This is a genomic window from Sphingomonas epibiotica, assembly GCF_039615155.1.
Classification (GTDB): Bacteria; Pseudomonadota; Alphaproteobacteria; order Sphingomonadales; family Sphingomonadaceae; genus Sphingomonas.
In genome coordinates, this window is sequence record NZ_JBDGHY010000008.1 from 123,907 (window position 1) to 139,634 (window position 15,728).

Below are 15,728 nucleotides of genomic sequence, written 5' to 3' on the forward strand. Positions count from 1 at the left end.
AAGGATATGGACGCCGTGGCACGGCGTGTTGGCGGAGCGGGAGGGATTCGAACCCTCGATACGGTTTGGCCGTATACTCACTTTCCAGGCGAGCGCCTTCGACCACTCGGCCACCGCTCCGCATTGCCGGAAGGTGGGTTCCCTAGGGCGCGGCGGGGTTTCGTGCAAGCGGGAGTTGCGGGGGCGATAGGGTGCGTGGCAGGATGGGGCACATGCACTTCGTCTCGCTGATCGCGGCGCTGCTTCAGGCCGCTGCTCCCGCCACTCCGCCGACCCCAGCCGATCCGAGCGAGAGCGACTGGCGGGCGATCCCCGACGACGAATTGCTGGTCATGACGCTGGCGGGGGACAGGCGGGTCGTGATCCGGCTGGCGCCGCGCTATGCGCCTGTCCATGTCGACAATCTGCGCAAGCTGGCACGCGCGCATTGGTGGGACGGCAGTTCGGTCTACCGGGTGCAGGACAATTACGTCGCGCAATGGGGCGACGTGACCGAGAAGAAGCCGTTGCCGGCCGGAGTCGTCGCCAATCCGCCAGCCGAATATGTCACGAGACGCTATGACGCAGTCACGCAGATGACGCGGCGCGATCCCTATGCAGCGAAGAGCGGGCACAGCGCCGATGGCTGGCCGGTGGCGAGCGACGGCAAGGGCGCATGGCTGACCCACTGCTATGCGATGGTCGGCGTCGGGCGCGACATGGCGCCGAGCACCGGCAGTGGCGCCGAACTCTACGCGGTAATCGGCCATGGCCCACGCCATCTCGACCGCAACATCGCGCTGGTCGGGCGGGTGGTCGAAGGGATCGAATATCTGTCGTCGCTGCCGCGCGGCACCGGCACGATGGGCTTCTACGCGCCCGATCAGACGCCCACGCCGATCGTGTCGGTACGGCTGGCGAGCGAAATCCCGGCGGCTGAGCGACCGCATTTCCAGGTGCGGGCGGCAGACAATGCCCGATATGCCGCATGGGTGAAGGGCCGCGAGAATCGTGAGCCGCCCTTTTTCGAAGTGCCGGCGGGCGGCGCGGATATATGTAACGCCATGCCGCCAGTCCGGCGCACCCCGACCAAATAGGCGTCAGACGCGCGGGACGAGCAGCGCCGCGCCAAAGCCGATGAAGATACCGCCGGTCGCGCGGTCGAACCAGCGGCGGACGCGCGGGCGGGTCAAATGGCGGGCGACCGACCGGCCGCCGATCGCATAGGCGGCGTACCACAGGCATTCGACCAGCGCGAAGGTCGCGACAAGGATCGCGAACTGCACCGGCTGCGAGCCATCTGGATCGACGAATTGCGGAAGGAAGGCGGTCGCGAACAGCAAGAGTTTGGGATTGCTGATCCCTACCAGAAAGCCGCCGCGGAACAGGTGGCGCGACGGAATGGCGTCGGCGGCGACGTCGATCGGTGCCGATCGCGCAGTGATCGCGCGCAAACCCAGCCACGTCAGATAGGCGGCACCGGCATAGCGCAGTACGTCGAAGAGGCCGGGTACCGCCGTCAGCAGCGCCGCCAATCCCGCCGCCGATGCCGCAAGCACCCCGATCAACGCGGTCAGGCAACCCGCCATCGCCGGCAGGCTGCCGCGCCATCCCAGCGCAACGCTACGCGTCAGGACGTGCAGCATGTTCGGCCCGGGCGTGCCACACAGCACGACCACTGCCGCGACGAACAACAGCCAGCTATGCAGCGCCATGGCGGTGCGGGATCAGCCCCGGACCCAGTCGGCGACGGCGGTGGCGACGTTGTTCGCAGCCTGATTGATCGCCGGACCGACGCTGTTCGCGTCGATCGTGGCGACGGGTGCGCGGGCTTCGAAGCGGCGCTTCTCGAAGGCGGTCGATCCGGCGCGTTGCAAGGTCGCGTCATAGACCACCACCGCTTCGCTGCGACCGGCGTCGATGCCGAATTCGCGCAACTCACCGGTCAACTGGGCACCAGGATCGGCAAAGCCCTGCCGCGTGCTGAGCACGACCATGTTCGCGCGCGTCGTCAACGTATCCGACAGCAGCCGGGCGAAGAGGCGCGCGGGCGGTTCGACCCATTGCGCTTCCTTGACATAGGCGATGCTGGTCGCGCTCGACTGCACCGGCACGCGGGTCACCGCCAGTTCCTGCGGCACGACGGGCACCTGCACGGTGATCGAACGCGCCTGCGCCGAGCTTTGCGTCGCGCCCGCCGCGATCGGGGCGGCGGGGGCCAGCGTCAGCAGCGCGGGCGGCGGTTCGGCACCGAAGCGGATGCACCCGGCGAGCGGCAGGAGCAGCAGAACCGACAGCTTCTTCATGGGGCGCATCCTCGTCTTCCGCGTCACTTCTTGGGGTCGTAGTCGGGCAGCTTCGAGCGGCCGACCAATGCGGTCGCGCCGCCCTGATCGACCTTTTCCGCGACCGAGGCGAGCGCACCGGTCATCGCGCGCAGGTCGCCGACCAACTGGTTGACCTGGGGGATGGTTTGCTTGCTGAACGCCTGCAGCCCCGGCTTCGCATCGCCGATCGCTTCGTTCAGCGTATCGGCGCTCTTCTGCGCGCTGGCGATGGTGCGGTTGAGTTGCTGGATCGTCGGCTGGATATCATTGGCCAGCACGCCGTTGGTCGTCGCGGCCAGTTCGCCGATCTGCTGCGACGCGATGCCGGCACGCTGGATCGCAACCCGCGTCTCGGCCAGTGTCGCGGCAATTTCGGGGCCGCGATCGGCCAGCGCGTCGGTCAGCCGGTTGGTGCTGTCGAGGATCGCGGCGATCGAATTCTGGTTGCGGTCGGACAGGACGTCGGCCAGCCGCTCGGTCAGCGTCGTGACGCGTTCGAGCAATTGCGGTGCTGAGCTGAGCAGTGCAGCGACGCCGCCCGCCTTGGGCGGGATGACCGGCACGCCCATCGGGCACGACTGTTCGGCGTTGGTTTCCGGGCAGGTGATCGGCGGCGCACCCTTGACCGCGCCGTCGAGCGTGATCGTCGAAACGCCGGTGAAGCTGCCGACGATCGTCGCGGTGGTGCCGAGCAGGACCGGGGTCTCGTCCTTTACCTTGATACGGACGCGGACGAATTGCGGGTCCTTCGGCCACAACGCGATATCCTCGACCTGCCCCGACGGCACACCTGAAAAGGATACCGGCGACCCCTTGGCCAGGCCATCGACGGCCTGTTTGAAGAAGACGTCATATTCCTTTTCACGGCCGCCGCCGACGCGGGCCAGCCACACGGTGAACAGCGCCAGCATGACCAGCAGGATCAGCACCACCGCGCCGACAAGGACATGGTTCGACCGGGTTTCCATCAGCGCCTCTGGGCTTGCAGCGAGGCCGGTTCTACGCCGGCGTCGCGGTCGTGGTCACGGGCGGCGATGCGTTCCTGCGCATCGGTCGCGGCGCGGCCACGGGGTCCGTTGAAATATTCCTGGATCCATGGATGGTCCAGCGCGAGCAGTTCGTCGATCGTGCCGACGGCGATGACCTTCTTGTCGGCCAGCACCGCCACGCGGTCGCAAATGGCGTACAGCGTGTCGAGGTCGTGGGTGATGATGAAGACGGTCAGCCCCAGCGTCTTCTGCAGCGAGGCGGTCAGGTCGTCGAACGCCGCCGCACCGATCGGGTCGAGCCCGGCGGTGGGTTCGTCGAGGAACAGCAGCTGCGGGTCGAGCGCGAGTGCGCGGGCGAGGCCGGCACGCTTCTTCATGCCGCCCGACAGTTCGGAGGGATATTTCGGCCCGGCATTGGCAGGCAGGCCGGTCATCACGACCTTGTACCCTGCAATCTCGTCGAGCAGTGCGGGCTTGAGCTTCGGGTAGAATTCCTTCAGCGGCACCTGCACGTTTTCGGCCACGGTAAGCGTCGAGAACAGCGCGCCACCCTGGAACAGCACGCCCCATTTCTTGCGGATCTCGGTCGCCTCGGTTTCCTCGCGGCCGATCGTGTTCTCGCCGAAGACCTCGATCGTGCCGACGGCAGGCGTCTGGAGGCCGATGATCGAGCGCATCAGCACCGACTTGCCGGTGCCCGAGCCGCCGACCACGCCGAGAATCTCGCCCCGCCGCACGTCGAGGTCGAGATTGTCGTGAATGACCTGATCGCCGAACTGGTTCTTCAGGCCGCGCACGCGGATGATGGCGTCGTTGTCGCTCATATCCAGCCGATCCATGCGAAGAAGATGGCGAAGAAGGCATCGAGCACGATCACGAGGAAAATCGCCTGCACCACGGCTGCGGTGGTGCGACCGCCGACCTGTTCGGCGTCGCTTTCGACCTGCATGCCGTGGAAACAGCCCGATATGCCGATGATCGCGCCAAAGACCGGGGCCTTGATGAGTCCGATATAGAGGTCGGTGATCGGCACGACTTCGCGGATGCGTGTGACGAAGGTGATCGGCGGGATGCCGAGCTGTGCCCAACTGAGCAGGCCGCCCCCGATGATCGCGATGATCGAGGCATAGAAGCCGAGCAGCAGCATCATCACGATCGCGGCGATCACGCGCGGCAGGACCAGCGCCTCCATCGGCGATACACCGATGGTGCGCATCGCGTCGATCTCCTCGGTCAGCTTCATCGTGCCGAGCTGCGCGGCGAAGGCCGAACCGGAGCGCCCCGCGACCATGATCGCGGTCATCAGCACGCCCAGTTCGCGGAAGGTCAGACGCCCGATCAGGTTGATCGTGAACACCTCCGCACCGAACTGCCGCAGCTGCACCGCGCCCTGCTGCGCGATGACCATGCCGATCAGGAAACTCATCAGCCCGATGATGCCGAGCGCCGAAACGCCGACGACCTCGAAGCGCTGGACCGTCGCGTTGAAGCGGAAGCGCTTGGGATGGCGCAGCACGTTCAGGAAGGCGAGGACGGTCGCGCCCATGAAGCCGAGCAGGCCGAGCAACTGCCGGGCGCTGCCGCTGACCGCGTCGCCGATTTCCTCGAGTACGCGCAGCGGTGGGCTGAGCGCCTTTTCCTTGCGGACGACGGGATCGTCGGCGGCCGCGACCTGATCGAACAGATGCCGGCTGTCGTCGTTCAGCCCTTCGATCGCAACGTCGCGGTCGCGGGCGAAGCGATGGACCAGCCATGCGCCGACCGTATCGATGCGATCGACCTGCGACAGGTCGATGCGACTCACCCGGCCGTCGAACGCGCCCAGCCGTTCGGGCAGGTCGCCGACATGGGCGAGCGACAAATTCCCGGTAAAGCGCAGCACGTCGCCGCCATCGGCCCGGTCGTGCGAAAAATCGGCGGAAGCGCTCATCGCCACCATCCATCGGCGATTTGCCGCGTCGCGGCAAGGTGGTACGCGCCTTTTGCATGCGCCACCGCGATCTCGCCATCTATGACATGGACAAGACCATCACCCGCGTCGCGACGTGGACGCCGTTCCTCCGCCACGCGCTGAAGGAACGGGGGCGGGGGGCTTTGTGGCTGCTGCCGATCGCGGGGATCGCCGTCACCGGCTATGTCCTCCGCTTCTATGGCCGCGACCGGTTGAAGGAGATGACCCACCGGCTGGTACTGGGCCGTGCGGTGCCGGGCGAGCGGCTCGCCGATACGGCGCGCGCCTTTGCCCGGGCGACGGTCGCCACCGGGTTGCTCGACGGCGCCCGCGCGCGGATCGAGGCCGACCGGGCCGAGGGGCGGATGCTGGTGCTCGCCACCGCATCCTATCGATTCTATGCACAGGAGATCGCCGCGCTGCTCGGTTTCGATGCGGTCATCGCGACCAATTGCGCCGAAGAGGGCGGCGGCAATGTGCTGGCGCGGATCGATGGCGAGAATTGCTATGGCGCGGCCAAGTTGCGCGCGATCGAGGCATGGGCCGCCGAACAGGGGATCGCGCGCGGCGACGTCGCGGTGCGATTCTATAGCGACCATGTTTCCGACGCGCCGGTGTTCGATTGGGCCGACGAACCGTTTCCGGTCAACGCCCATGCCCCATTGAAGGCGCTGGCACGCAAGAAGGGCTGGCCGGTGCTCGACTGGCGCGACTGACGCGGGGGCGGGCTGGGTCAAGATGACGGCGGAGGTCCTGAAAGACGGTTCGCCGGGATAAACGTTACGCGCGGCGAACGGTTCAACGCCGATTGCGTACGGACTATCTTTTCGAGCTGCCAAGCCGCTTGGCGTTGGCGGTTGCCTTGGCATGGATCGGGGTCAGCGCCCGCCCTCCCGCGCCGATCATGCCCGCGGTCAGCCGCATCGCCCGGTCCTGTCCGGCGGCGATCCGGCGGGCGGACGGCATCCGCCCGGCGGTGCTGAGCGACCATGCGTCCTGCAACGCCTGCATCCACAGCCCCTGCATCGCCGCCATGTCCTTCGCCAGCGAGTCGCCCGCCTTCGAGAAGGCTTGGGTTTTTTCGGTGACCATGCCGGTCAGTTCGACATGATCGGCGGTCCATGGATTGCGCATCCCGGCATCGATCATCGGCATGCGCCGGTCGATGACGACGGCAGAAGCGGCCATCGTCTCCCACAGGCGCAGCCCGGTCTGCGCGGCATCGGTCCACATCTGCCACCACAGGGTAACTGGCGTCGTCATCGGTATTTCCTTCGAACGGTCCGCCGCGGATCGATTGCAGCGGCGCCGCTGTACGCGATGGGCGATCTTTGCGCCATGTCACTCATCGTGCCTTGACCCGCATCCTGCCGCATTGCAGCAAGTGTGCCCATGACGACTCTGCCCCCGATCACGAACAATCCCGACATCCGCTTTCTTGGCCGGCTGCTCGGTGACGTCATCCGCACCTATGGCGGGGAGGCGCTGTTCAAGCGGATCGAGCATATTCGATCGACCTCGGTCGACCGGCATCGCGGGGTGGCGGGGGCCGATACGATCGACCTTGGGCTCGACAGCCTCAGCCTCGACGACACCATCGCCTTCGTCCGCGGGTTCATGATGTTCTCGATGCTCGCCAATCTGGCCGAGGACCGGCAGGGCATCGCCGCCGAACCGGGCGCCGACGTCGCCACCGCGATCGAGAAGCTCAAGGGCGAAGGGATCGGCCGCGACGCGGTGCTGGCGCTGCTCGACCATGCGCTGATCGCGCCGGTGCTGACCGCGCACCCGACCGAGGTGCGCCGCAAGTCGATGATCGACCACAAGAACCGCATTGCCGACCTGATGCTGCTCAAGGATCAGGGCGCCGAGGAAACGCCCGAAGGCGATCGCGTCGACGAGGCGATCCTGCGTCAGATCGCGTTGTTGTGGCAGACCCGCGTCCTGCGTCGCGAGCGGCTGTACGTGGCCGACGAGGTCGAGACGGCTTTGAGCTATCTGCGCGACGTGTTCCTGCCGACGCTGCCTGCGCTCTATGCGCGGTGGGAGCGGGTATTGGGGCAGCGGCCGCCTTCGTTCCTGAAACCCGGTAGCTGGATCGGCGGCGACCGCGACGGCAATCCGTTCGTCGATGCCGACGCGATGCGGCTGGCGCTGGCGAAAGCGGCAGAGGCGGTGCTCGGCTATTATCTCGACCAGCTCCACAGCCTCGGCGCCGAACTCTCGATCTCGACCGAGCATGTCGCGGTCGACGAAGCGATCGCGGCGCTGGCCGAGCGGAGCGGCGACAATGCGCCGAGCCGCGCCGACGAACCGTTCCGTCGGGCGATCAGTGGCATCTATGCGCGTCTTGCCGCCACGCACCAGAAGCTGACCGGCAAGGTGGCACCGCGCCCCGGCAACCTGACCGGCGAACCCTATGCCGATCCGGCGGCGTTCCGTGCCGATCTCGCGACCCTTGCGCGCGGGCTGGTGCAGGAGGGCAATGGCCCGCTGTCGACCGGCGGCGCGCTCGGGCGGCTGATCCGCGCGGTCGAGACCTTCGGCTTCCACCTCGCCACGCTCGATATGCGCCAGAACAGCGTGATCCATGAAAGCGTCGTCGCCGAGCTGCTCAAGGTCGCCGGGGTCGAGGCCGACTATAAGGCACTGGACGAGGATGCCCGGGTCGAACTGCTGCGTCGCGAACTGCAGAGCCCGCGCCCGCTGACCAGCCCCTATGCTGATTATTCGGAGCAGACCGCGTCCGAACTGGCGATCCTGCGCGCCGCCGCCGACGCCCATGCCCGCTACGGCCGCGAATGCATCCGCCACTATATCGTGTCGATGGCACAGTCGGTGTCCGACCTGCTCGAAGTGCATCTGCTGCTCAAGGAATCGGGGCTGTACGTGCCGGGCGAGCCGCCGCAGGCGCATATCATGGCGATCCCGCTGTTCGAGACCGTCGCCGATCTGGAGGCCGCGCCCGCGATCATGACCCGCTGGCTGGCGCTGCCCGAAGTAGCTGCCATTGCGCAGGCGCGCGGCCATCAGGAAGTGATGATCGGCTATTCCGATTCGAACAAGGATGGCGGCTACCTCACCTCGACCTGGCAATTGTCGAAGGGGTCGACGGCGCTGGCGCCGGTGTTCGAAGAGGCCGGCATCGGCATGCAACTGTTCCACGGCCGCGGTGGCGCCGTCGGGCGTGGCGGCGGATCGTCCTTCGCCGCGATCCGCGCGCAGCCGCACGACACGGTGCAGGGTCGCATCCGCATCACCGAACAGGGCGAGGTGATCGCGGCCAAATACGGCACGCGCGACAGTGCGGTGACGAATCTGGAGGCGATGACGTCGGCGACGCTGCTCGCCAGCCTCGAACCCGATTCGCTGAACCCGGCCGATGCGGCGCGCTTCGCGGCGGCGATGGACGCGCTGTCGGATACGGCGTTCAAGACCTATCGTGGTCTCGTCTACGGCACCGACGGCTTCACCACCTTCTTCCGACAGGCGACCCCGATCGCCGAGATCGCGGGCCTCAAGATCGGGTCGCGTCCGGCCAGCCGGAAGAAGTCCGATGCGATCGAGGATTTGCGTGCGATCCCGTGGGTGTTCAGCTGGGCGCAGGCGCGGATCATGCTGCCGGGCTGGTACGGAGTCGGCGCGGCGCTGCAATCCTTCGAGGACAAGGGCTTGCTGCGCGAAATGGCGAGCGCATGGCCGCTGTTCGCCGCGACGCTGGCCAATATGGAGATGGTGCTCGCCAAGTCCGACATGGACGTCGCGGCGCGCTACGCTGGCCTTGTCGAGGACAAGGCGCTGTCTGAGGCGATCTTTGGCCGGATCCGCGATGGCTGGCAGGCGACGCATGACGGGCTGTTGTCGGTCACCCGCCAGACACGGTTGCTGGAGAAGAGCCCGGCGCTCGAAGCATCGATCCGGTTGCGCACGCCCTATATCGAGCCGCTGAACCTGCTGCAGATCGAACTGCTCAAGCGGCACCGCGCAGGCGAGGCCGATGCGCGGATCGGCGAGGGAATCCTGTTGTCGATCAACGCGATCGCGACCGCGCTGCGCAACAGCGGCTAGGCCAAAGTTCACGAAGTTCACACTCGTGCGCGGTTTGTGCGCGGTCGATTTCTGCCAGTCCGTACCTCCGCCGCGTCGTGTCCCCGCGAAGGCGGGGACCCAGGGCCAGGGCGCAGACCCTTATTTTGCTTGGCACTGGACCCCCGCCTGAGCGGGGCGCGGTTGTCGTCGGCGACGTCCCGCCAGCCAAACCATGTCAAAGAGCCTGCCGAGCATGGCATTCGTCCCCGCTGTAGGAAAGCCGGACGTGCAGGCGCCGCTGCGCCTCCCCATATAGCGGGCGAAAGGAGTCGCGATGGCCAGGACCGCTACCCTCTACCGCATGGTGATGCCCGACCATGTCTGCCCGTTCGGGCGGCGGGCGCTCGATCTGTTGCGGCGGCATGGATTTACGGTCGACGACCGGCATCTGACGACGCGCGCCGAGGTCGATGCGTTCAAGGCCGAGCATGGCGTCAAGACCACGCCGCAGACCTTCATCGACGGACAGCGGATCGGCGGGCATGACGATCTGCGCCGCCATTTCGGGCTGAAGGTCCGCGATCCCAAGGCGACGACCTATGCCCCGGTCCTGGCGATCTTTGGCATGGCGGCGGCGATCGCGCTGGCGGCAAGCTATTCGGCGTTCGGCGACGCGCTGACCATGCGGGCGGGCGAATGGTTCGTCGGCATTGCCATGTGTCTGCTGTCGTTACAGAAGCTGCGCGATATCGACGGCTTCGCCAATGGCTTTCTAGGGTACGACCTGCTCGCGCAGCGGGTGGTGCGCTATGCATGGGTCTATCCATGGGCGGAGGGGCTGGCGGGGGTGCTGATGATCGCCGGCGCGTTGCTGTGGATCGCGATTCCGGTCGCGCTGGTGATCGGGACGGTCGGCGCGGTGTCGGTGGTCAAGGCGGTCTATATCGACAAACGCTCGCTCAAATGCGCGTGTGTCGGCGGGAACAGCAACGTGCCGCTGGGCTTCGTGTCGCTGACCGAGAATCTGCTGATGGTGGCGATGGCGCTGTGGATGCTGGTTCGGGTTTAGGTCGAATGATCTGACCCCGACCCGTTCGTCCTGAGTAGCCATTGAGCCTGTCGAAATGGCGTATCGAAGGACCGTTGGTGGCGGGTGCTTCGATACGGGGGTCTTCGACAAGCTCAGCCCCTACTCAGCACGAACGGTTCTGCCTGCTATCATGACGTTATAGGAGAGGGGGGCGCGTCCGGAACCCCCTTCGCGGGAACCTCTCTCCCTATTACTCGAACGTCACCGCGATATTGTCGATCAGCCGCGTCGTGCCGATCCGTGCCGCCGCCAGCAGCCGGGCGGGGCGGCCGCGAATGGGGGCGGTCAGCGTTTCGGCGTCGACCAGCGTGACGTAATCGGGGTCGAAGGCGGCGCGGGTCAGCGTCGCGATCGCCGCCGCCAGCGCGGTCGCCGGATCGTCGCCGCGTTCGATGCCGCGCTTCGCCTCGCCCAGTGCGCGCGGCAAGGCGACGGCACGGGCGCGTTCGGTTTCGTCGAGATAGATGTTGCGCGACGACAGGGCCAATCCGTCATCCTCGCGCTGCGTCGGCACGCCGACGATCTCGGGCGTGAGGTGCAGGTCGGCGGTCATGCGGCGGATGACCGCCAGTTGCTGGAAATCCTTCTCGCCGAACAGCGCGACCGCCGGGCGGACCTGCCCGAACAATTTGGCTACGACGGTCGCGACGCCGTCGAAATGGCCGGGGCGGTGTGCCCCGTCGAGCACCTCGCTGACACCGGCCACGCTGACATTGGTGGCAAAGCCCGCCGGGTACATTTCCTCGACCTCGGGCGCCCAGAGGATGTCGACGCCGGCTTCGGACAGCATCTGCGCATCGGCGGCCTCACGCCTCGGATAGCGCGCCAGATCCTCGTTCGGGCCGAACTGTTTCGGATTAACGAAGATCGATACGACCACCCGGGCCGCGCGGCGGCGCGCGGCATCGACAAGCGCCATGTGCCCGGCATGAAGCGCGCCCATGGTCGGGACCAGCGCAACGCCTTCCCCCGCCTGGGTAAACTGGTCGAGCGCTTCGCGAAGCACCTCCAACCGACGTATAATTTGCACGGCCGATGGCCCTTCGATATGGGTGGGGGAGGCGGCTGTACTGGATCAGGCCGTCCGGGATCAACAAGGTTGGGTTGCGCGCTTGGACGAAGGTTCGGATCGGTTGCACGTCATCGTGTTCGCCAACGAGAAGGGCGGCACCGGCAAGTCGACGACGGCAGTGCATGTCGCCATCGCATTGGCGGCAAAGGGCGCGCGCGTCGCATGCTTCGACCTCGACCATCGCCAGCGGACGCTGGGCCGCTATCTCGACAACCGGGCGGAGACGATCAAGCGCACCGGCCGCAACCTGCCGATGCCGATCTACGACACGCATGACGGCGAGAGCATGACGCGCTTCAACGACGCGCTCGGCCGGCTGGGCGAGAATGCCGAATTCCTCGTCATCGACACGCCGGGCCGCGACGACCGCTTCGCCCGGATCGCGGTGACCAATGCCGATACGCTGGTCACGCCCATGAACGACAGCTTCGTCGATTTCGACCTGATCGGGCAGGTCGATCCCGACACGTTCAAGGTGACGCGGCCCAGCTTCTATTCCGAACTGATCTGGGAAACGCGGAAGCACCGCGCGAAAATCGACGGGTCGACGATCGACTGGGTCGTGCTGCGCAACCGGCTGCAGCATATCGAGGCGCGCAACATGCGCCGCGTGTCGGAGGCGATCAATTCGCTGTCGAAGCGCGTCGGCTTTCGCGTGACGCCGGGCCTGTCCGAACGCGTCGTCTATCGCGAACTGTTCCCATCGGGGCTGACCATGCTCGACCGCAACGAATTCGGCGAGATGGGGCTGTCGCATGTCGCGGCGCGGCAGGAATTGCGCGAGATGATGGGCGGGCTGCAACTGCCCGAACCGCTCGGCGCGCCGACCGCGATCTGACGTTCCCGGCGCGATGCTCAAGTTCGTCCTGATCGTCGCGATGATCTTCGCCTTCTGGCTGTGGCTGCGCGCCAAGCCGAAGAAAGTGGGCGGCGAGGCGGAGGCGCGCGCGATCCTCGGCGTCGGCAAGGATGCGAAGGCGAGCGAAATCCGCGCCGCGCACCGGCGGCTGATGCAGGCGGTCCATCCCGATCGCGGCGGGTCGGCCGATCTGGCGCGGCGGATCAATGCCGCGCGGGATGTGCTGCTCGGGCGGTTGCGGCATTGAGCCGCTGTTCGAAGATAAGAAGATAGTTGTTCGCGCAGAGGCGCAGAGGCGCGGAGAGGTTGCGGTCGGCGCAACGGCACCCGCGCCGGCGGCCTAGTCGTCTGGTCTGAACCGTGCAGAAGGTCTCCCGGTCGCGGGCGGTTCGCGGCAGGCGTAACCTCTCTGCGGCTTTGCGCCTCTGCGCGAACCGCTTCTTTTCCCTACTCTCCGTCGCCGCTTCGACCTAAACCCGTCCGCCTTGTAATGGCGAGGATACCGGCATGGCCCATGATTTCCACCCCAGTTCGCTGCGCGAATACGACATTCGCGGGGTCGTCGGGCGGACGCTGGGCGCCGCCGACGCCGATGCGATCGGGCGCGGCTTCGCGACGCTGGTGCGCCGGGCGGGCGGCACGCGGGTCGTGGTCGGGCGCGACGGGCGGCTGTCGTCGCCCGAGCTGGAGGCGGCGCTGGTCGCCGGGCTGACCGCGAGCGGGGTGGACGTGGTGCGGATCGGACTGGGTCCCACGCCGATGCTCTATCATGCCGAAGCGATGCTCGAGGTCGATGGCGGCATTCAGGTCACCGGCAGCCATAATCCGGCCGATCACAACGGCTTCAAGATGGTGTTGCAGCACCGCCCGTTCTTCGGCGACGATATCCAGCGGCTGGGCGCGATGGCAGCGGCGGGCGACTGGGACGAGGGTGCGGGGACCGTCACCGACCATGACCATGTCGACGCCTATGTCGGGCGGCTGATGGCCGGCTATGCCGGGGGCAGCTATCGCATCGGCTGGGACACCGGCAGTGGTGCTGCGGGCCCGGTGATCGAACGGCTCGTGGCGCTGCTGCCCGGCGAACATCACCTGCTGTTCACCGCGGTCGATGGCCGTTTCCCACATCATCATCCCGACCCGACCGAGGAGGCCAATCTGGTCGACCTGAAGCGGCTGGTCGCCGACAAGAGCCTTGATTTCGGGCTGGCGTTCGACGGCGATGGCGACCGCATCGGCGCGGTCGATGGCCGCGGGCGGACGTTGTGGGGCGATCAGCTGCTGATGCTGCTCGCCGAACCGCAACTGCGCGAGACGCCCGGCGCGACGATCATCGCCGATGTGAAGGCCAGCCAGCTGCTGTTCGACCGCATCGCCGAACTGGGCGGCAAACCGCTGATGTGGAAGACCGGGCACAGCCCGATGAAGACCAAGCTGCTGGAGACCGGCGCGCCGCTCGCCGCCGAAATGTCGGGCCATGTGTTTTTCGGCGGCGACAATTACGGGTTCGACGACGCGCCCTATGCGGCGGTGCGGCTGATCCGCGCAATCCATCTGAGCGGGCGGTCGCTGACCGAATTGCGCGATGCGATGCCCGAAATGGCGACTACGCCCGAATTGCGCTTCACGGTCGACGAGACGCGCAAGTTCGCGGTGGTGGACGAAGTACTGGCGCGGCTGGCGGCGGCGGGGGCGAAAGTGAACACGACCGATGGCGCGCGGGTGACGACGGCCGACGGATGGTGGCTGCTGCGCGCCTCGAACACGCAGGACGTGCTGACTGCGCGGGCGGAGGCGCGGACCGAGGATGGGTTAGCGCGGTTATTGGGTGAGGTCGACGCGCAACTCGCGGCGTCGGGGGTGGTCCGGGGGTAGCCGGTCAGTTCGCGCAAAGGCGCGAAGGGCGCCAAGCGGCTTCGCGTAACGGCACGGTATCGCAATTTCCACGAGCGAAACTGTCTGCCGTTCGCGCCGGCCGTGCCGCGCACGTAACCCCTTGGCGTCCTATGCGCCTTTGCGCGAACCAGCGCTTCCTTCTTCCAAACCGGACCCTCACCGCCCCCCGGGGTGGCATTTTCGGCACCAAAGCGCCATTTGTGCCCCATGGCGCAACCGCAGATCATCCGTGTCGTCGACCTCGAAACCACCGGGCAGGCTCCCCCCGCGCATGGCGTGTGCGAGGTCGGCTGGCAGGACGTGGCGCTGGGCGAGGACGGCCGCTGGGAATTGCTGGGCGAGGGCGGGCAGCATTTCGTCAATCCCGGCCGACCGATCCCGCCGGTGACGCAGGCGGTGCATCATATCCTTGATGAACAGGTCGCCGATGCGCCGTGGTGGCAGGATATCGCGCGCCGTGTGCTCGACCCCTACCCCCGTCGCGTGGCGCTGGCAGCGCATCGTGCTGATTTCGAACAGAAATTCTGTACCGCGCAGCTGACGCACGGGGCCGACTGGATCTGCACGTGGAAGTGCGCGCTGCGGTTGTGGCCGGACAGCCCGGGCTTTTCGAACCAGATGCTGCGTTACTGGCGCAAGCCGCAGGGTATGGAACATGAACGCGGGCTGCCGGCGCATCGGGCGTTTCCCGATGCCTATGTCACCGCCTTCCACCTGCGCGACATGCTGAACGAGGCGTCGATCGCGCAGCTGCTCGAATGGTCGCGCCTGCCGGGACTGTTGCCGCGGGTGCGCTATGGCCCCGATCGCGGACGCGCCTGGACCGAGATCGACGACGACTCGCTCGACGGTTTCCTGACCGACCGCGACGAGGATGTCCGCTTCACCGCCGAGACCGAACTGGCGCGGCGGCAGGGCGGCGGCGAGATCAAGCCGCGCAGCCGCAACGACTGGCTGCTGCTGTGACGCGCACGACGATGCAGGTGGTGCGGGTGCATTGCCCGGTGTCCGGCAATGTGCTGGCGCGGTTGCAGGCGGGCGATGCGGCGGCGCTGGGCGACGACCCGGTGCTGGCCGGGGTGGTCGGCGTGATCCGGGGCAGCGACGTGCTGGGCGCTATCGGGCCGTATCGCGGGGTGTTCGAACTAGGCTTCGGTCTGGAAAGCTTCGTGCCCAGCGCGGAGGCGGTGCCGACCACCGGGCGGGCCGGCGAGGCGGCGGTCGTACCAATGGTGGTGGTGAAGACCTATGCGGCGACGGGTATGGATATCGATGCCGAACTGGTGGCGATCGCGGCGGCGCATCCGTGGGAGATACCGGTGATCGAGGTCGGGACGGTGGAGATGGTCGGGCGGTAGGTTTGCCCTTACCTGTCCTACTTACCCGTTCGGTTCGAGCAGCTTCGAGCGAAGTCGATAAGCGTCCGTCGAGAACGCCCCGCTTGGGGCAACCCCTTCTCGACTTCGGTTCTCGACAGGCTCGAACCTGCGCTCGAAGCAAACGGATGGGGGGCCTTGAACCGAACGGAAGGGGGAG

16 protein-coding genes and 1 tRNA gene are annotated in these 15,728 nt (G+C 66.9%); 9 read left to right on the forward strand and 8 right to left on the reverse strand.

What is annotated here, in order from left to right; translation table 11 throughout:
- Positions 1–29: 29 nt before the first annotated feature.
- Positions 30–120 (reverse strand) — tRNA-Ser (locus AAIO73_RS16375).
- 92 nt (positions 121–212) lie between these two features.
- Here AAIO73_RS16375 and AAIO73_RS16380 point away from each other — a divergent pair.
- A complete protein-coding gene (locus tag AAIO73_RS16380; RefSeq protein WP_345879377.1) occupies positions 213–1,076 on the forward strand; it encodes a peptidylprolyl isomerase in 864 nt (287 codons plus the stop codon).
- 3 nt (positions 1,077–1,079) lie between these two features.
- On the opposite strand, the gene AAIO73_RS16385 is transcribed toward AAIO73_RS16380, so the two are convergent.
- The 5 genes from AAIO73_RS16385 to AAIO73_RS16405 are packed head-to-tail and all read right to left on the reverse strand — an operon-like array spanning position 1,080 to position 5,225.
- Entirely contained in the window at positions 1,080–1,694 is a 615-nt protein-coding gene (locus AAIO73_RS16385; protein ID WP_345879379.1) for a LysE family translocator, read from the reverse strand.
- A gap of 12 nt (positions 1,695–1,706) precedes the next feature.
- On the reverse strand, positions 1,707–2,285 hold the full coding sequence (locus tag AAIO73_RS16390; RefSeq protein ID WP_345879380.1) for an ABC-type transport auxiliary lipoprotein family protein: 579 nt from the start codon (positions 2,283–2,285) through the stop codon (positions 1,707–1,709).
- A gap of 23 nt (positions 2,286–2,308) precedes the next feature.
- Complete coding sequence (locus AAIO73_RS16395) at positions 2,309–3,274, reverse strand: MlaD family protein (RefSeq protein WP_056453616.1); 966 nt, start codon at positions 3,272–3,274, stop codon at positions 2,309–2,311.
- A complete protein-coding gene (locus AAIO73_RS16400; RefSeq protein WP_345879383.1) occupies positions 3,274–4,119 on the reverse strand; it encodes an ABC transporter ATP-binding protein in 846 nt (281 codons plus the stop codon). Before AAIO73_RS16400 ends, AAIO73_RS16395 begins: the two co-directional genes overlap by 1 nt.
- Complete coding sequence (locus AAIO73_RS16405; protein WP_345879385.1) at positions 4,116–5,225, reverse strand: ABC transporter permease; 1,110 nt, start codon at positions 5,223–5,225, stop codon at positions 4,116–4,118. Before AAIO73_RS16405 ends, AAIO73_RS16400 begins: the two co-directional genes overlap by 4 nt.
- 56 nt (positions 5,226–5,281) lie before the next feature.
- Between AAIO73_RS16405 and AAIO73_RS16410 the strand changes: the two genes are divergently transcribed.
- Positions 5,282–5,962, forward strand: a complete 681-nt coding sequence (locus AAIO73_RS16410) for an HAD family hydrolase (protein ID WP_345879387.1) — start codon at positions 5,282–5,284, stop codon at positions 5,960–5,962.
- Positions 5,963–6,065: 103 nt separating this feature from the next.
- Here the strand turns inward: AAIO73_RS16410 and AAIO73_RS16415 are convergent, their stop codons facing one another.
- Positions 6,066–6,509, reverse strand: coding sequence for a hypothetical protein (locus AAIO73_RS16415; RefSeq protein WP_345879389.1), 444 nt, complete (start codon positions 6,507–6,509; stop codon positions 6,066–6,068).
- A 129-nt stretch (positions 6,510–6,638) separates the two neighbouring features.
- Here AAIO73_RS16415 and ppc point away from each other — a divergent pair, with 129 nt between their 5' ends.
- Together ppc and AAIO73_RS16425 are read left to right on the forward strand one after the other, a co-directional pair.
- Complete coding sequence (gene ppc / locus AAIO73_RS16420) at positions 6,639–9,314, forward strand: phosphoenolpyruvate carboxylase (RefSeq protein ID WP_345879390.1); 2,676 nt, start codon at positions 6,639–6,641, stop codon at positions 9,312–9,314.
- A 295-nt stretch (positions 9,315–9,609) separates the two neighbouring features.
- On the forward strand, positions 9,610–10,344 hold the full coding sequence (locus tag AAIO73_RS16425) for a MauE/DoxX family redox-associated membrane protein (RefSeq protein WP_345879391.1): 735 nt from the start codon (positions 9,610–9,612) through the stop codon (positions 10,342–10,344).
- Positions 10,345–10,555: 211 nt separating this feature from the next.
- Here the strand turns inward: AAIO73_RS16425 and panC are convergent, their stop codons facing one another.
- A complete protein-coding gene (panC, locus tag AAIO73_RS16430; RefSeq protein WP_345879392.1) occupies positions 10,556–11,395 on the reverse strand; it encodes a pantoate--beta-alanine ligase in 840 nt (279 codons plus the stop codon).
- A gap of 82 nt (positions 11,396–11,477) precedes the next feature.
- On the opposite strand from panC, the gene AAIO73_RS16435 reads away from it, so the two are divergent.
- The 5 genes from AAIO73_RS16435 (at position 11,478) to AAIO73_RS16455 (ending at position 15,550) form a co-directional block, all read left to right on the forward strand.
- Complete coding sequence (locus AAIO73_RS16435; RefSeq protein WP_242119027.1) at positions 11,478–12,275, forward strand: division plane positioning ATPase MipZ; 798 nt, start codon at positions 11,478–11,480, stop codon at positions 12,273–12,275.
- Between the two features lie 13 nt (positions 12,276–12,288).
- The gene (locus tag AAIO73_RS16440) at positions 12,289–12,543 is read left to right on the forward strand and encodes a J domain-containing protein (protein ID WP_345879394.1); all 255 of its coding nucleotides are present in this window, start codon (positions 12,289–12,291) and stop codon (positions 12,541–12,543) included.
- Positions 12,544–12,803: 260 nt separating this feature from the next.
- Positions 12,804–14,171 (forward strand): phosphoglucomutase/phosphomannomutase PgmG, encoded by a 1,368-nt coding sequence (pgmG, locus tag AAIO73_RS16445; protein ID WP_345879396.1) that lies wholly within the window; start codon positions 12,804–12,806, stop codon positions 14,169–14,171.
- Positions 14,172–14,399: 228 nt separating this feature from the next.
- The gene (locus AAIO73_RS16450) at positions 14,400–15,158 is read left to right on the forward strand and encodes an exonuclease domain-containing protein (protein ID WP_242119034.1); all 759 of its coding nucleotides are present in this window, start codon (positions 14,400–14,402) and stop codon (positions 15,156–15,158) included.
- Positions 15,155–15,550 carry a hypothetical protein gene (locus AAIO73_RS16455; RefSeq protein WP_345879398.1) on the forward strand — a complete coding sequence of 132 codons (396 nt, stop codon included), beginning with the start codon at positions 15,155–15,157 and terminating at the stop codon, positions 15,548–15,550. Before AAIO73_RS16450 ends, AAIO73_RS16455 begins: the two co-directional genes overlap by 4 nt.
- The last annotated feature ends 178 nt before the right edge of the window (positions 15,551–15,728 follow it).

What these genes read in the sequence shown, in the direction of transcription:
- AAIO73_RS16415 (WP_345879389.1), bottom strand. Translation starts at nt 6,509, where the DNA reads ATGACGACGCCAGTTACCCTGTGGTGGCAGATGTGGACCGATGCCGCG.
- AAIO73_RS16405 (WP_345879385.1), bottom strand. Translation starts at nt 5,225, where the DNA reads ATGAGCGCTTCCGCCGATTTTTCGCACGACCGGGCCGATGGCGGCGAC.
- AAIO73_RS16425 (WP_345879391.1), top strand. Translation starts at nt 9,610, where the DNA reads ATGGCCAGGACCGCTACCCTCTACCGCATGGTGATGCCCGACCATGTC.
- AAIO73_RS16440 (WP_345879394.1), top strand. Translation starts at nt 12,289, where the DNA reads ATGCTCAAGTTCGTCCTGATCGTCGCGATGATCTTCGCCTTCTGGCTG.
- ppc (WP_345879390.1), top strand. Translation starts at nt 6,639, where the DNA reads ATGACGACTCTGCCCCCGATCACGAACAATCCCGACATCCGCTTTCTT.
- AAIO73_RS16395 (WP_056453616.1), bottom strand. Translation starts at nt 3,274, where the DNA reads ATGGAAACCCGGTCGAACCATGTCCTTGTCGGCGCGGTGGTGCTGATC.
- AAIO73_RS16385 (WP_345879379.1), bottom strand. Translation starts at nt 1,694, where the DNA reads ATGGCGCTGCATAGCTGGCTGTTGTTCGTCGCGGCAGTGGTCGTGCTG.
- AAIO73_RS16410 (WP_345879387.1), top strand. Translation starts at nt 5,282, where the DNA reads ATGCGCCACCGCGATCTCGCCATCTATGACATGGACAAGACCATCACC.
- AAIO73_RS16450 (WP_242119034.1), top strand. Translation starts at nt 14,400, where the DNA reads ATGGCGCAACCGCAGATCATCCGTGTCGTCGACCTCGAAACCACCGGG.
- AAIO73_RS16390 (WP_345879380.1), bottom strand. Translation starts at nt 2,285, where the DNA reads ATGAAGAAGCTGTCGGTTCTGCTGCTCCTGCCGCTCGCCGGGTGCATC.
- AAIO73_RS16400 (WP_345879383.1), bottom strand. Translation starts at nt 4,119, where the DNA reads ATGAGCGACAACGACGCCATCATCCGCGTGCGCGGCCTGAAGAACCAG.
- pgmG (WP_345879396.1), top strand. Translation starts at nt 12,804, where the DNA reads ATGGCCCATGATTTCCACCCCAGTTCGCTGCGCGAATACGACATTCGC.
- AAIO73_RS16380 (WP_345879377.1), top strand. Translation starts at nt 213, where the DNA reads ATGCACTTCGTCTCGCTGATCGCGGCGCTGCTTCAGGCCGCTGCTCCC.